Below are 15,853 nucleotides of genomic sequence, written 5' to 3' on the forward strand. Positions count from 1 at the left end.
TCATTAGTTAAACCAATCGGGCTTTTACGGGTAGTTAACCCCCACCTAACTTCTTTGCTTTCGCTGAATTTTTAGGTGGAGTTCTTACTGCTCGTTAAAGCGGGATAAAAAGGAGTGGATTGGAAGATGTCAAAAAGGTTATGTAAATCCGAAACTGATAAAATGCTATTTGGTATATGCGGTGGTTTAGGGGAATATTTTGATATTAGCTCTACTCTCATTCGCATACTTTGGGTCATTGCTATTTTATGTTTTGGGACGGGGTTTTTAGTTTATTTTATTTGTTTATTACTTATGCCACGCTCTTACTAGTGGCATCCTGCATATACTTAATCTAAATATAAAAAATCGCCTATAGAATTCTATAGGTGATTTTTTTATGAAGAATATTTCATCGTTAAATGTAATACTGCTACTTCATCTTCTTCATTTCTATAACTATGTTTTTTATTCGCTTCAAATTGAATAGAGTCAAACTCATTTAATTCGTATACATCGCTTTCTACTTGAATCAATACTTTCCCTTTCATTACTGTTACAAGCTCAATAGCACCTTCATGATGAGCTTCTGGTTCATATATACTATTCGATCTTAAACAAGCACGATGCATTTCCATCCCCGTTTCTTTCGTATAGCGGAACATCGTTTCTAAATGCCATGCTTGTCCTACATCTACTGCAAATCCTTCTCCGCAGCGCGCCACAGCTACAGGTTCTCCAACAACCATCAATCTCGATAAAGGAATCGATAACCCTTTCGTTATTTTCCAAATGACAGCTAGCGTCGGATTCGTTTCGCCTCTTTCAATCTTTCCTAATGTTAATTTACTAACCCCAGTTTTTTGGGCTAATTCTTCTAAACTTAATTTTTGTTCATTTCGAATTTGTCTTAACAGCTGACCTACTTGCTGAATGACTTCTTTCGTTTGCATATCTTCATGTTCTTTCATCTATAAAACCACCTTAAAGTATAAAATAGTTTACTTTTATTATTTTTAAGTATATTATACTATACATAATCATCAAATTCCGAAAGGAGTGCTATACTTCATGCGCGCAATTTTATTAGGCCTTTTATCATCAGCCTTTTTTTCCGCAACCTTTATTATTAATCGAGCGATGAATGTATCTGGAACAAGCTGGGCCTGGACAGCTTCCTTCCGTTTTTTATTTGCTCTCCCTATTTTATTCCTTATCGTTTTATTTCGCAAAAACTTAAGGGGTTTATGGGAAGAATTAAAGAAACATCCATTAGCGTGGATCGGATGGGGTTCCGTTGCTGGTATTGGTTTCTATTCTTTATTAAGTTTCGCAGCTGTCTTTTCTCCAGCTTGGCTCGTTGCTGGAACTTGGCAAGTTACTATATTAGCAGGTTTACTTTTATCACCATTATTCTTCGTTAAATTAGAAACGAAATCAGGCACAAAACTTGTACGCGGAAAAATTCCACTTCGTAGTTTATATGTCGCATTATTTATTTTACTTGGTGTAATTTGTATGCAAGCGACTGCAGCAGGTCATATTACAATGACTCAGTTCATTTCAGGTTTTTTACCTGTCGTAGTAGCAGCCTTCTTATATCCATTCGGCAACCGAAAAATGATGGAACTTGTTGGCGGACGTCTTGATACGTTCCAACGTGTATTAGGAATGGCAATAGGAAGTCTACCTATAACAATTTTACTTGGTATATACGGATTTTCTACTACTGGTATTCCAACATCCAGCCAAATGTTGCAAGGATTTTTGTTAGCATTATGTTCTGGCGTGATTGCGACGATGACATTTTTCTTTGCTACTGACTTAGCCAAAGATAACCTCTCTCTACTTGGAGCTGTTGAAGCAACGCAAGCTGGAACGATGGTCTTTACCGTGCTTGGCGAAATTGTTTTCTTGAATGGTTCATTTCCGGGTGGTCTTTCCCTACTAGGAATGATTATTATTATGTTAGGAATGGTTGCAAATAGCGTTTTAAACCGTTCTGCTCCAGTCGTTAAGCAGAAAAAAACTGCATAAAAAAGAGTATAGTTCTCTAACAAAGAACTATACTCTTTTTTTATTGTCCCCCTATTTCGCCTTATCAGAATAGTATTTCATTAGCTGTTTATACTAAAACCTATGTTATAATACGTTTCATGCGCAATATTAGGAGGTAAATTATGTTAAAAAAAGCAATCGCTGAATTTATTGGTACATTTGTACTTGTATTATTCGGAACTGGAGTAGCTGTCATTGGCGGCGGAATTGAAGGAATTGGAACATTAGGAATCGCTATGGCTTTCGGTCTATCTATTGTGGCTATGGCATATAGCATCGGAACAATTTCTGGATGTCACATTAACCCAGCAGTATCAGTAGCTATGTTCATCAACAAAAGAATGAACGCTATGGAACTTTGTTATTATGTATTAGCTCAAATTTTAGGTGGTTTATTAGGAACTGCAACGTTAGTAACGATTTTACGCTCTGCTAAAACACCTTTAGATAATTTAGGACAAAATGGTTTTGGAACTCTTGGTTTATCTGGAGCATTTCTAGTTGAATTTATTTTAACTTTCGTATTCATTTTAGTTATCGTTGCTGTAACAGGTAAAAAAGGAAGTTCTTCTCTAGCAGGATTAGTAATTGGTTTCACATTAGTTTTAGTTCACTTATTAGGAATTCCGTTAACTGGAACTTCTGTTAACCCAGCTCGTAGTATCGCACCAGCTCTATTCGCTGGCGGAGAAGCACTTTCTCAACTATGGGTATTCATCGTAGCACCAATTCTTGGTGGTATCGTAGCAGCTATTGTTGGTAAATTCATTTTAAATACTGAAAAATAGAATTTTCAATATTTCTGAATAAAAAAAGGCGAGCCCTCATTATGAGGTTGCTCGCTTTTTTACTCTTTCATTTTAGACTTTAAGTTTGTAACTAATTGATCTACCGTTACATTTGCAAGTACGTTTTCCATCGCTTCTTGCGCTTGCATTAAAATAATTTCTAATACTGATTGAATATTAGCTCCTACTGGACATTCAATGTTGGGATTTTCATGGAAGGAAAATAGTTGTCCTTCTTCTACAACTTCCACTGCTTTATATACATCAAGTAATGTAATTTCTTCTAAATCACGAGCAAGTGTCGTACCACCTTTACCAGCTTGTACATCAACAAGTCCTGCTCTCTTCAACATTCCTGTAATGCGACGAATCACAACTGGATTTGTATTCACACTACCAGCAATCCATTCAGAGGTACAGCGAGAGTTTCGATCTATCGCAAGTAACGTTAACATATGAACACCTACTGTAAAACGACTACTAATCCCCATCTGCACACCCTCCTTTGTATTCATTCTATTAAAAGACGACTCTTATTATTATATACTATTTTTAATTTATACATAAAGAAAAAGCATGATTCCAATAGGAAATCATACTTTTCTCTCATTATTGACGCTTTATAAACTTCGCTAAATCTTTAAATTTCACTTTATCTGAGTAATTCATTACGCCATTTACGTAAATGCGACTTGTAAGCATATTGATGATAACGATAGTCACCAATAAAATTACTAATGTCACACCAATTTCTACAGCACCTGCTTCACCAGCTACAAGTCTTGAAAATGTAACCATAGGTGTAAAGAATGGAATATATGAACTAACTACAGCTAATGTACTATTAGGATCAAATAATGATTTAATACTAATGAAAAATGCTGCTATACCTAACATAGTAATTGGGAACGAAAGAGATTGCACATCCTCAATTTTTGATACAACAGCCCCAACCGCTGCATATAACATTGCATATAGTAAGTAGCCCGTAACAAAATATACAACGAACATACTAATTACTACCGCATCCAATTTAGAAAAGTCTAGTGTAAGTCCTATTAAAGATGCGTTTTCTAAATCTATCCAACCTAATAAATATGGTACAAGAAAACCGAAGGAAGCAATAACTAGTAATAGTAAAGCGCTAGAAACAATTGCTAAAATTTTGGCATGTAGCATTGTTAATGGTTTTACTTTCGGAAGCATTAACTCCATAACACGAGATGACTTTTCAGAGGCTATCGTCGTCCCAATTGCAGTTCCAAACACAATAATAAACATATATAAAGCAAAGGAGAAAACATAACCAATTCCAAAGGAAGATGCATGATCCTTTACTGCTTCTTGTTTTAACGGAATTTCCATCTGTAACTGTTTTGCTACTTCGGCAGATACATTATTTTTTTCAATCATTACCGCTGTATACTGTTCCTTTAAATAACTTGCCATAAGTGTAGCAGTTGATTGACTCGGAAAACCACTATACATATACGTCACTTCCGGAATACCATTCTTTTCTGTAATATGGAATAAACCGTCTAAATCCCCATCTTCCACTTGCTTACGTAGCTCATTAAATTTATCCTTATTTTCTACAGTTACTTTAGCAGACGGAAGTAACTTTGTTACATCACTTTCTTGCACTTTATAAGTATCGCTTTCCGTTATTACCGCAAATTTATCTTTTCCTTTATCGTTATCAGCAGTGAAATGATTAAATGCGAAAAGTCCAAACACAACTAAAAATAAAATCGCACTCGTAATTAATGATTTTTTAGATAAAAATGCTTCCCTGAAATAAAATGAAAATACGTGAGAAAATTTACGCATCGTTATTTCGCCCTCTCTACAAAGATTTCGTTTAACGTCGGCTCTAACATTTTAAATTGTCGTAAGGTAACACCTTGTTCTTGCAACTGTTGTAAAATCTTTAGAGCTTCTGCATCATCTTGTACTTGCACATAAAGAAGGCCTTGTTGTTTTTCATAGGATACATGAATAGCTTCTAATCCCTTCGCGTTCTCTTCTGTATCTTCAATCGTTAAATTACGGAAACCGTACTCTTTTTTAATATCACTTAACTGGCCTTTTACGACTGCTTCGCCTTTTTTCAAAATACATACATGTTGGCAAAAAGCCTCTACTTGTTCCATACGATGACTAGATAAAATAATGGTCTTTCCGCTCTGTACTTGTTCTTCAATAATGCTAGCTAACATTCCAGCATTAACTGGGTCCAGTCCACTAAATGGTTCATCTAAAATGAGAAGTTCAGGATTATGAAGAAGAGCAGCAATTAATTGGATTTTTTGCTGATTTCCTTTTGAAAGCTCTCCTGCCGTTTTAAATTTATATTCCGGTATTGCTAATCGCTCTAACCAGTGATCAATAGCAAGATCTACTTCTTTTTTCGACATTCCTTCTAATCTACCAAAATATCGCAACTGGTCTATTACTCTACTTTTTGTATATAAACCTCTTTCTTCTGGTAAATACCCAATCGTTACCCCACTAGTCCCAAATGTTTTTCCATCCCATGTAATAGAGCCTTCATTTGGCGTTAATAATCCGAGAAGCATTTTGATTGTCGTTGTTTTCCCTGCACCATTACGTCCAAGTAATCCTAGTACTTCACCTCTTGGTAACGAAATTTGCAAACCGTTCACTGCTTTAGATTCCCCAAATAGTTTCGTTAAGTTCTGAATTTGTAAACTCAAAGTATAAAGCCTCCCCTTTAATATCATTCATACTCTCTTTCAAAGACTATGTTTATTCAGGATAAAATATAGCACTACACTTCATCCTCTTAGTATGTAACATCTCCTTAATCCATCATTTGTTCTATTTAGTTAAAATTGTAAATAATATCATGTCATTTGTCAATTATAATTGTCATTTCGACAATAAAAGTTGTCAAAACGATTTCCATTATTTTTCTCATCTTTCTAATATAGGACATACTACTATATATACAAAAGATAATATGCAAATGTTCATAAAAAATTTTTATATTTTAATATATAATATAAGATGATTTTCTAACATCAAGGAGGATACATATGAAGATGAAGAGGGGTATTACCACTTTATTATCTGTAGCGGTTCTATCTACATCGCTTGTAGCATGTTCAGGAACACCAGAGAAAACAGTGGCAAAAGAAGAAAAAGTAAAATTAACAGAACAGCAATTAATGGCTGATTTATGGTATCAAACAGCCGGTGAAACGAAAGCACTTTACTACCAAGGGTACAATATCGGTCAATTGAAGCTTGATGCAGCTCTTGCAAAAGGGACAGAGAAAAAGCCTGCTATCGTACTTGATTTAGACGAAACTGTTTTAGACAACAGCCCTCATCAAGCAATGAGCGTAAAAACAGGAAAAGGCTATCCTTACAAATGGGATGATTGGATTAATAAGGCCGAAGCTGAAGCCCTTCCAGGCGCAATTGATTTCTTAAAATATACGGAGTCTAAAGGTGTAGATATTTATTACATCTCAAATCGTAAAACGAACCAACTAGATGCAACAATTAAAAATCTTGAGCGTGTAGGTGCTCCTCAAGCAACGAAAGAACATATATTACTACAAGATCCGAAAGAAAAAGGAAAAGAAAAACGCCGTGAACTCGTTTCGCAAACACATGATATCTTCTTATTCTTCGGTGATAACTTATCTGATTTCACTGGTTTTGATGGGAAGTCTGTAAAAGACCGCAATCAAGCAGTATCAGATTCGAAAGCACAATTTGGTGAGAAATTTATTATTTTCCCGAATCCAATGTATGGTGATTGGGAAGGCGCTTTATATGATTATGATTTCAAAAAATCAGATGCAGAAAAAGATAAAATCCGTCGCGACAACTTAAAATCATTTGATGCAAAATAAAGAGGATGGCATTCGCCATCCTCTTTATTTTCCCTTCTCTGTTAAAGGCAAGATAAACACTTCCACACGCCTATTCTTTGCCTTTCCTTCTTGTGTATCGTTTGGAGCAATTGAACGGTATTCTCCGTAACCAATCGCACTAAATTTTTCTGGTTGTAATTCTTTATTTTGGAGTAATACTTGCATAAAATTAACTGCACGCTGCGTACTTAATTCCCAGTTCGATGCAAACTGCGCATTGGCAATAGGGACATTATCCGTATGACCAGATACTGTAATCTCACGAGGTGACGCTGAAACAAGTAAGCTAGACATCTCTTTTGCAATCCCTAGTGATTCTAACTTCACATCTGCTTTCCCCGAATCAAACAGCACATTCTCTAATATTGTCACCATTAATCCCTTTTCAGTTAATTTAGTTTGAAAAGAAGAGGATAATTGTTTCTCATTAATATATTGATCAATCTTTTTTTGTAATGCTTTCAATTCATCCATTTCTTTTTTTTCTTTTTCTCTAGCTTCTTCTTGTTTTTTTGCTTGTTCTGCCTCAAGGCTACTTGCTGATAATTCCTTTTCATCATTTGGCTTCTGATCACTTAAAAACTCTTTATTTCCTGTTCCACCTGCTAATTCGCTTCGAAATGCTACTGCCATCTGTTTGAACTTCGCAGCATCTATACTACTCATCGCAAATAAAACGATGAACAATGCAAATAACAACGTTAACATATCAGAATAAGGGATTAACCAAGTTTCATCGATATGTTCTTCGTGTTTTTTCTTTTTACCTCTTCTATTTTTTTTACTCCGCATTTTTTTCTGCTCCTTTTTCTAGCTTTTTACGTTCAGTTGCAGAAAGTGCACCTAAAATGCGGTTCTTCATAATAAACGGATATGTACCCTCTTGTAACATTAATAAACAATCAATAATTAAACGTTTTTTCTCTAATTCAGCTGCAGATTTTTGCTTTAGTTTATTTGCAAATGGATGCCATAATACATAGCCTGAAAAAATACCAAAAATCGTTGCAATAAAAGCACCCGAAATAGCGTGACCTAACTTTTCAATATCAGTTAAATTGCCAAGTGCAGCTACAAGACCAATAACAGCACCTAAAACCCCTAATGTCGGTGCATATGTACCAGCTTGAGAAAAAATTGCCGCTCCTTTTGCATGCCTTTCTTCAATTGCTTCTAATTCAGCTTCTAAAATCTGTTCTAGATCTTCTGCGGATACGCCATCAATCACAAATTTCATACCACGCAAAAGAAATTCATCTTGAATTTTGTCTAATTGTTGCTCTAAAGACAAAATACCGTATTTTCTACTTTCTGATGTCCAATGAACAAATAATTCTAGCAACTGTTCATAACTTAAATCCTTTTTATTTGAACCAAAAAGAACTTTAAATAATTTTGGAACCCTTTTTAGTTGATTCATCGGAAATGCTATACATACTGCAGCAAATGTACCGATAAAAATAATTAATGCTGCGGCAGGATTCAATAAGGCTGTTATGTCAGCGCCCTTGACGACCATCCCTACTACTACCGCTACAAATCCTAAAATGAGCCCAATAATTGTTGCAAAATCCATTCCCATTCACTCCTAGTCTATACAAGAAGTTCTTCATTCTCGATAATCGCTACATCTTCTTATGTATATATATTACATAAAAAATGAATTTCATGAAAGATAAGAAATGAATTATATGAAAAAATACTACAATTTCACACATTTTCTGACATTTTCTTTGCATTTCTATTACGTTACGACTCTTATATTTCTTTTTCAGTAAACTAGACTTATAATAAAAAACGATACATATTTTATTAAGAAAGGACTGTGATTACAAGGTATCATGAAAAAGATAATCATTATTTCTGCCACTACTATTGTAATCGGTATCACTTCTTTCGCTTACTTTAGTTCTAAATCACCACTACAAAATGAGGCGAAAGCTGTCGAAAGTCAACAGCATAGTAATCACCAAAAAGAAGAGATTCCTGCTTTTCCAAAAGCTGATCATACTGCAAAGAAGCTAGAAAATGATTTTTCCGTTGTAACAAATCCAGAGTCTAATCTTGTCTTAGTGAATAAACATCGAAAACTACCAGACGGATACATACCTGAAGACTTAACAAGACCAAACGTACCATTTACTAGTCCAAAAGATAAAGAAAAAACATTGCTGCGTAAAGATGCTGCAGATGCGCTTGAAAATATGTTTGAAGCGGCAAAGAAAGAAGGCCTTGAACTTACAGCTGTATCTGGTTATCGTTCATACAAACGCCAAAAATCATTACATGATACATACGTTAGACGTCAAGGAAAAGCTGAAGCTGATTCAGTAAGTGCCATTCCTGGTACGAGTGAACATCAAACTGGTTTAGCAATGGATATTAGTTCAAAATCTGCTAAATTCCAATTAGAGCCTATTTTTGGAGAGACAGCCGAAGGAAAATGGGTTGCAAAACATGCCCATGAATTTGGCTTTGTCATTCGTTATTTAGAAGATAAAACAGAAACAACAGAATATTCATATGAACCGTGGCATTTGCGCTACGTTGGTAATCCATACGCTACATACATATATAAACATCATTTAACATTAGAAGAAGCAATGAAAGACAAAAAATAAGAGAGCAAATTGCTCTCTTATTTTTCTTTCACTCTATCATTGTAGTAATTTTTTCTTCCATTCTTCAGGCCACGGTTCGCCTTTTCCCGTTTTTTTCGATGCTTGAACCATCATTCCACGGCCGACTAAACAAGCTTCTCCTTCTGCATTCTTCACCATGTAATGCAAATCTAAAGAAGAATTCCCAACCGATCCCGCTTTTACATACACCTTCAACTGTTCATCAAAATATATTTGCTTAATAAAATTACATTGTAAATCTGCAACAACGATCATCGTTTCTGAAGATTCATGCGTCCATTCTTGCATAAATCCAAGTTCTTTAAACAATGCGATACGTGCTTCTTCAAAATAGGTAAAGGCAACGACATTATTTACATGCCCAAACATATCTACTTCACCAAAACGAACTTTTACAGGATTGTAAAATGAAAAACCACTTTCCCATCGCTCAAAGTCTTCAATATAAGAAATCCTCTTCATTGTTTCCTCTCCTTTTCGCCCTCAAAATAAACAGAATAAACAGAAAAATAAAGTTATAAATATTGCCTCTTCAACATGAAGAGGCAATATTTATTAATAGTTATTGTCGCTACCAAAGAAATCTTTAAACGATTGAATTGTTGTATCTCGGTTTAATGCCGCAATTGAAGTTGTTAATGGAATACCCTTCGGACATGATTGCACACAGTTTTGAGAGTTACCACAGTTTGCAAGTCCTCCATCTCCCATAATTGCACGTAAGCGATCTGCTTTATGCATTTCACCCGTCGGATGTGAGTTGAATAAACGAGCTTGTGATAACGGTGCTGGTCCAATAAAGTCAGATTTACTATTTACGTTTGGACATGATTCTAAGCAAACACCACATGTCATACATTTTGAAAGCTCATAAGCCCATTGACGTTTCTTCTCAGGCATTCTTGGTCCTGGTCCTAAGTCATACGTACCATCAATTGGAATCCAAGCTTTAACGCGTTTTAGAGCGTTAAACATGCGACTACGGTCAACTTGTAAATCACGTACAACTGGGAATGTCTTCATCGGCTTTAAGCGAATTGGTTGTTCTAACTGATCAATAAGAGCTGTACATGATTGACGTGGTTTTCCGTTAATAACCATCGAACATGCGCCACATACTTCCTCTAAACAGTTCATATCCCATGCAATCGGAGTCGTTTGGTTTCCTTTTGAATCAACAGGATTACGACGAATTTCCATCAGTGCCGAAATAATGTTCATATTTGGACGATATGGAATTTCAAACTCTTGGTCAAACGCTTGAGCGTCTGGTCCATCTTGTCTCGTAATGATGAGGCGGATTGTTTTCTCAGACATGTTGCTTATCCCCCTTCTCTTCACCCTTAGCAGCTACATCATGTTTTGAGGAATAGTCACGTTTACGTGGTTTAATTAATGAAACATCCACTTCTTCGTAATGGAATGCTGGTGCATTTCCTTCTCCTTCAAATTTCGCCATCGTAGTTTTTAAGAAGTTTGCATCATCACGATTTGGGAATTCAGGTTTGTAATGCGCCCCGCGGCTCTCATTACGGTTATATGCGCCAATTGTAATAACACGTGCTAACTCAAACATATTTGCAAGTTGGCGTGTAAATGAAGCACCTTGGTTACTCCATCTCGCTGTATCGTTAATGTTAATGCGTTTGTAACGCGCCATTAACTCTTCAATTTTCGCATCAGTTTCTAGTAGCTTTTTATTTTCACGAACTACTGTAACGTTATCTGTCATCCATTCTCCAAGCTCTTTATGAAGAACATATGCATTTTCGTTACCATCAAGCATTAAAATATTGTTAAATTTCTCTGTTTCGATTAATTCATTTTGCTCATATACAGTAGATGAAACAGCATCAGACGATTTAGAAAGACCTTTCATATACTCAATCGCGTTCGGTCCTGCTACCATACCACCGTAAATTGCTGATAATAGTGAGTTCGCACCTAGACGGTTACCACCATGCATAGAATAATCACACTCACCTGCTGCAAATAAACCTGGAATACTTGTCATCTGCTTATAATCAACCCATAGTCCGCCCATTGAATAGTGAACTGCTGGGAAGATTTTCATTGGTAGTTTACGAGGATCATCACCTGTAAACTTCTCATAGATTTCAATAATTCCACCAAGTTTAATATCTAGTTCTTTCGGATCTTTATGAGAAAGATCTAAGTACACCATGTTTTCACCGTTAATACCTAGTTTTTGCTCTACGCAAACGTCAAAGATTTCACGCGTTGCAATATCACGAGGTACAAGGTTTCCGTAAGCCGGATATTTTTCTTCTAGGAAGTACCATGGTTTACCATCTTTATATGTCCAAACACGGCCACCTTCACCACGTGCCGATTCACTCATAAGACGTAATTTATCGTCTCCAGGAATTGCCGTTGGATGAATTTGAATGAACTCGCCGTTTGCATAATATGCGCCTTGTTGATATACAGCAGAAGCTGCTGTACCTGTATTAATAATAGAGTTAGTTGATTTTCCAAAGATGATACCAGGGCCCCCTGTTGCCATAATTACGGCATCAGCTTGGAAACTTTTAATCTCCATTGTTTGTAAGTCTTGTGCAACGATTCCTCGGCACACACCTTCGTCATCAACAACAGCTCGTAAGAAATCCCAACCTTCATATTTCGTTACAAGTCCTGCTACTTCGTGACGACGTACTTGCTCATCTAATGCGTATAGTAATTGCTGTCCAGTTGTTGCACCAGCAAATGCTGTACGGTGATGTTGTGTTCCACCAAAACGACGGAAATCAAGAAGTCCTTCTTCCGTACGGTTGAACATAACACCCATACGGTCCATTAAATGAATAATACCAGGTGCTGCTTCACACATTGCTTTAACTGGCGGTTGGTTCGCTAAGAAGTCCCCACCATAAATTGTATCGTCAAAGTGGATCCATGGAGAATCCCCTTCACCTTTCGTATTTACGGCACCGTTAATTCCACCTTGGGCACATACAGAATGTGAACGTTTTACTGGTACTAAAGAAAATAGTTCAACATTTACTCCTGCTTCCGCCGCTTTAATCGTTGCCATTAAGCCGGCCAAGCCACCGCCGACTACTATAAGTTTCCCTTTCATGCTCTCCCACTCCTTACTGATTTGCTAGCTGTGGATCGATGAACGCTAATAATGCACTCACACCTACATAAGATAGACCTAAGAAAATAGCTAATGTTACATAAGTAGAGATTCTTTGTGAACGTGGAGATACTGTAATTCCCCAGCTTATGCAGAATGTCCATAGTCCATTTGCAAAGTGGAAAATTGTTGAAACAACACCAACTAAGTAGAATGCAAACATAGCTGGATTGTTTAAAATATCTGCCATCATATCATAGTTTACCTCTTTACCTAGCATTGCTTGAATACGAGTTTCCCAGACGTGCCAAGAAATGAAAATCAGTGTAACGATACCTGAAATTCTTTGGAAGACGAACATCCAGTTACGGAAATAACCGTAAGAAACCGCATTGTTCTTAGCTGTAAATGCAATATATAAGCCATATATAGCATGGTACAGTATCGGTAAAAAGATGATGAAAATCTCTAGCGCATACCGGAATGGAAGGAGCTCCATAAAGCCTGCAGCTTTGTTAAAAGCCTCTGCTCCTCTTGTTGCAAAGTTGTTTACAATTAGATGTTGCGTCAAAAAGACACCAACCGGGATGACCCCCATTAATGAGTGCCACTTACGAAACGTATACTCGCGGCCTTTCATGTCCCCATTACCCCCTTGAATGTTTGACTGCTGTTTTCAGATTAATTTACAACAATAATGTTTTTTCACTATTGGCATAAGAAAAACTGAAAAAATTATTCGAAATATTTCAGCATAATTTGATAACAAGTTCATTTTACCCCTATTTTTGTCGAAGCGTCAAGAAAACGTATACATAATTTGCATATAATTTGCCAATTCTTTTTCCCTTCTTATATATTCAGATTTCCCCAAAGAAAAATCTGTTTTTATAAATGAGAAATGTTATATAATAATCCCTATAGAAAGAGGGGAATATTGTGAGTAAAAATACAATCGATACAACATCTTTAGAAGATGTTTCATTGAACGCCTTCGCTTATGAATTGCTACGTGAAGAATTACTACCTGATTTAATCGGTAACGATTTAGATGGTATTTTATACTGGTCTGGTAGAAACCTTGCAAGAAAATATCCACTAGAAACAATTGAAGAAGTCATTCAGTTCTTTGAAAAAGCTGGCTGGGGCACTTTAAGCATTATTGAACATAAGCGTCGTGAAATGCAGTTCCAACTTAAAGGCACACTCATCGCTGAACGTCAAAAACAAAACAGACATTCTTCTTATCAATTAGAAGCTGGATTCATCGCTGAACAAATTCAAAAGCAACGAAACGTCGTTGCAGAGTCCTATGAAGAAAAGAAAAAACGTTCAGACTCTATTACATTTCTTGTGAAATGGGATATAAAAGATCTCATTGAAGTGTAGCATTACCTACAGTCAACTAGACATATAAGTTTAGTTGACTTTTTTGTATTTTCATTCAGTTAGGTTTATTTTAAATCTTCAGAAATTATACCAAAAAATAGAAGACGTTGTAAACTACAACGTCTTCTTATACGCTAAATAAGTATAAATCGTCTCTGCGACATTTTTCGGCATACCTGCTTCGACAAATTCAGCTAAAGAAGCTTCTTTCATCTTCTTTAATGAACCAAAATGTTTCAACAATATCTTTTTTCGTTTATCTCCAATTCCAGGAATATCATCCAGTGCTGATTGAATGACAGATTTCCCGTGTAATTGACGATGGAATGTAATCGCAAATCGATGCACTTCATCTTGAATGCGCTGCAATAAATAAAATTCTTGGCTATTTCGCTCAAGCATCACAGGTTCAGGTGGATCTCCAATAATTAAATGGGAAGTTTTATGTTTGTCATCTTTTACAAGCCCTGCCATCGGAATATATAAACCGAGTTCGTTTTCTAGAACATCACTTACAGCTGCCAGATGCCCTTTTCCACCATCAATAATGATTAAATCTGGTAAAGGCAAACTCTCTTTCAGCGCCCTTGTATAACGGCGTCTCACAACTTCTCTCATAGACTCATAATCATCTGGCCCTTGAACCGTTTTAATTTTATATTTCCTATATTCTTTCTTAGCTGGTTTCCCATCGATAAAAGCAATCATTGCAGAAACAGGATTTGTCCCTTGAATATTTGAGTTATCAAACGCCTCAATACGATAAGGTGTTTCAATCCCGAGCTGCTTCCCTAAATGATCTACCGCCTTAATCGTTCGCTCTTCATCACGTTCAATTAAGTAGAATTTCTCTTCAAGAGCAATCTTCGCATTTTTATTTGCTAATTCTACAAGATCTTTTTTCTTACCACGTTTCGGCTGTGTCGCTTCAACTTCTAAAAAGCGCTCTACTAACTCTGAGTCTATACTTCCTGGAACGACAATTTCCTTCGGCTTAAAATGACTGCTGTTCTCATAAAATTGACCGATAAACGTTAAAAATCCCTCTTCTGGTTCATCGTAGATTGGAAACATAGAAACATCACGTTCAATTAACTTTCCTTTTCGAACGAAGAAAACTTGAACACACATCCATCCTTTATCAACTGCATACCCAAACACATCACGATCCACTAAGTCACTCATAATCATCTTTTGTTTTTCCATAATCGCATCGATATGAGCAATTTGATCCCGCAACTCTTTTGCACGTTCAAATTCTAGTTTCTCTGAAGCTTCATACATCTTTGTTTCTAATTCTGAACGAACTTCTTTATGCCCACCATTTAGAAACTTAATAATTTCATCTACAATTTCTTTGTTTTGTTCTTCCGTCACTTCTTTCACACAAGGCGCTAAACATTGACCCATATGATAATATAAACAAACTTTATCTGGCATATTTGAGCACTTACGAAGCGGATACATACGATCTAGCAGCTTTTTCGTTTCATGAGCTGATTGTGCATTCGGATAAGGACCAAAATACTTTCCCTTATCCTTTTTTACATTTCGCGTAATAAGTAATCGCGGCTGTTTCTCAGCTGTAATTTTAATAAAAGGATATGTTTTATCATCTTTTAATTGAATATTATATTTTGGATCATGTTTTTTTATTAAGTTTAACTCTAAAATGAGAGCCTCTAGATTTGAGGAAGTTACAATATATTCAAAATCTACAATTTCTCCTACAAGCCGCAGTGTTTTTCCATCATGCGAACCAGTAAAGTACGAGCGCACACGATTTTTAAGCACTTTTGCCTTTCCGACATATATAACCGTTCCTTGCTTATCTTTCATTAAATAACAACCAGGTTGATCTGGTAAAATAGCCAATTTTTCTTTTAAATGTTCGTGCACTCGTTACCCTCCATTTCTACATGCTTAGCATCTTTATTTTCACATGAAAACATACTATGCCAAAACACCCAACATACGTTCTTTTAT

17 protein-coding genes are annotated in these 15,853 nt (G+C 36.1%); 6 read left to right on the forward strand and 11 right to left on the reverse strand.

The features are described from left to right. Positions 1 to 126 precede the first annotated feature (126 nt). Entirely contained in the window at positions 127 to 312 is a 186-nt protein-coding gene (locus ACLBWW_RS04045; protein ID WP_000044335.1) for a PspC domain-containing protein, read from the forward strand. 65 nt (positions 313 to 377) lie between these two features. On the opposite strand, the gene ACLBWW_RS04050 is transcribed toward ACLBWW_RS04045, so the two are convergent. After that, positions 378 to 950: a helix-turn-helix domain-containing protein gene (locus tag ACLBWW_RS04050; RefSeq protein ID WP_048541290.1), complete on the reverse strand. Its 573-nt coding sequence runs from the start codon at positions 948 to 950 to the stop codon at positions 378 to 380. A 100-nt stretch (positions 951 to 1,050) separates the two neighbouring features. Between ACLBWW_RS04050 and ACLBWW_RS04055 the strand changes: the two genes are divergently transcribed. Further along, the gene (locus ACLBWW_RS04055) at positions 1,051 to 2,016 is read left to right on the forward strand and encodes a DMT family transporter (RefSeq protein ID WP_048541288.1); all 966 of its coding nucleotides are present in this window, start codon (positions 1,051 to 1,053) and stop codon (positions 2,014 to 2,016) included. A gap of 143 nt (positions 2,017 to 2,159) precedes the next feature. Further along, entirely contained in the window at positions 2,160 to 2,825 is a 666-nt protein-coding gene (locus ACLBWW_RS04060; RefSeq protein ID WP_000913204.1) for an MIP/aquaporin family protein, read from the forward strand. 59 nt (positions 2,826 to 2,884) lie between these two features. On the opposite strand, the gene ACLBWW_RS04065 is transcribed toward ACLBWW_RS04060, so the two are convergent. From ACLBWW_RS04065 to ACLBWW_RS04075, 3 genes are all read right to left on the reverse strand, one after another. Further along, positions 2,885 to 3,316, reverse strand: coding sequence for an Rrf2 family transcriptional regulator (locus ACLBWW_RS04065; RefSeq protein WP_000512998.1), 432 nt, complete (start codon positions 3,314 to 3,316; stop codon positions 2,885 to 2,887). Between the two features lie 118 nt (positions 3,317 to 3,434). Then, complete coding sequence (locus tag ACLBWW_RS04070; protein WP_098123507.1) at positions 3,435 to 4,655, reverse strand: ABC transporter permease; 1,221 nt, start codon at positions 4,653 to 4,655, stop codon at positions 3,435 to 3,437. Between the two features lie 2 nt (positions 4,656 to 4,657). Continuing rightward, on the reverse strand, positions 4,658 to 5,542 hold the full coding sequence (locus tag ACLBWW_RS04075; RefSeq protein WP_048541284.1) for an ABC transporter ATP-binding protein: 885 nt from the start codon (positions 5,540 to 5,542) through the stop codon (positions 4,658 to 4,660). 342 nt (positions 5,543 to 5,884) lie between these two features. On the opposite strand from ACLBWW_RS04075, the gene ACLBWW_RS04080 reads away from it, so the two are divergent. Beyond that, positions 5,885 to 6,712, forward strand: coding sequence for a 5'-nucleotidase, lipoprotein e(P4) family (locus ACLBWW_RS04080; RefSeq protein WP_048541278.1), 828 nt, complete (start codon positions 5,885 to 5,887; stop codon positions 6,710 to 6,712). 24 nt (positions 6,713 to 6,736) lie between these two features. Here the strand turns inward: ACLBWW_RS04080 and motB are convergent, their stop codons facing one another. Further along, positions 6,737 to 7,525 (reverse strand): flagellar motor protein MotB, encoded by a 789-nt coding sequence (gene motB, locus ACLBWW_RS04085; RefSeq protein WP_001256743.1) that lies wholly within the window; start codon positions 7,523 to 7,525, stop codon positions 6,737 to 6,739. Continuing rightward, positions 7,515 to 8,309 carry a flagellar motor stator protein MotA gene (gene motA, locus ACLBWW_RS04090; RefSeq protein ID WP_048541276.1) on the reverse strand — a complete coding sequence of 265 codons (795 nt, stop codon included), beginning with the start codon at positions 8,307 to 8,309 and terminating at the stop codon, positions 7,515 to 7,517. The genes motB and motA overlap by 11 nt, the downstream gene beginning before the upstream one ends. Positions 8,310 to 8,574: 265 nt before the next feature. Here motA and ACLBWW_RS04095 point away from each other — a divergent pair, with 265 nt between their 5' ends. Beyond that, positions 8,575 to 9,354 carry a M15 family metallopeptidase gene (locus ACLBWW_RS04095; protein WP_048541274.1) on the forward strand — a complete coding sequence of 260 codons (780 nt, stop codon included), beginning with the start codon at positions 8,575 to 8,577 and terminating at the stop codon, positions 9,352 to 9,354. 36 nt (positions 9,355 to 9,390) lie between these two features. Here ACLBWW_RS04095 and ACLBWW_RS04100 read toward each other — a convergent pair whose 3' ends face one another. From ACLBWW_RS04100 to sdhC, 4 genes are all read right to left on the reverse strand, one after another. Then, positions 9,391 to 9,837, reverse strand: a complete 447-nt coding sequence (locus ACLBWW_RS04100) for an acyl-CoA thioesterase (RefSeq protein ID WP_000822749.1) — start codon at positions 9,835 to 9,837, stop codon at positions 9,391 to 9,393. A 93-nt stretch (positions 9,838 to 9,930) separates the two neighbouring features. Beyond that, entirely contained in the window at positions 9,931 to 10,692 is a 762-nt protein-coding gene (gene sdhB, locus ACLBWW_RS04105) for a succinate dehydrogenase iron-sulfur subunit (RefSeq protein WP_001291827.1), read from the reverse strand. Beyond that, a complete protein-coding gene (gene sdhA / locus ACLBWW_RS04110) occupies positions 10,685 to 12,478 on the reverse strand; it encodes a succinate dehydrogenase flavoprotein subunit (protein ID WP_048541272.1) in 1,794 nt (597 codons plus the stop codon). Before sdhA ends, sdhB begins: the two co-directional genes overlap by 8 nt. Positions 12,479 to 12,491: 13 nt before the next feature. Further along, a complete protein-coding gene (gene sdhC, locus ACLBWW_RS04115; RefSeq protein WP_000678354.1) occupies positions 12,492 to 13,118 on the reverse strand; it encodes a succinate dehydrogenase cytochrome B558 in 627 nt (208 codons plus the stop codon). Positions 13,119 to 13,417: 299 nt separating this feature from the next. Here sdhC and ACLBWW_RS04120 point away from each other — a divergent pair, with 299 nt between their 5' ends. After that, entirely contained in the window at positions 13,418 to 13,867 is a 450-nt protein-coding gene (locus ACLBWW_RS04120; protein ID WP_000042225.1) for a YslB family protein, read from the forward strand. Positions 13,868 to 13,981: 114 nt separating this feature from the next. Here ACLBWW_RS04120 and uvrC read toward each other — a convergent pair whose 3' ends face one another. Next, entirely contained in the window at positions 13,982 to 15,766 is a 1,785-nt protein-coding gene (uvrC, locus tag ACLBWW_RS04125; protein ID WP_098887784.1) for an excinuclease ABC subunit C, read from the reverse strand. Between the last annotated feature and the right edge of the window lie 87 nt (positions 15,767 to 15,853).

The sequence above is a fragment of the Bacillus sp. M5A3_1b genome, from assembly GCF_053345335.1.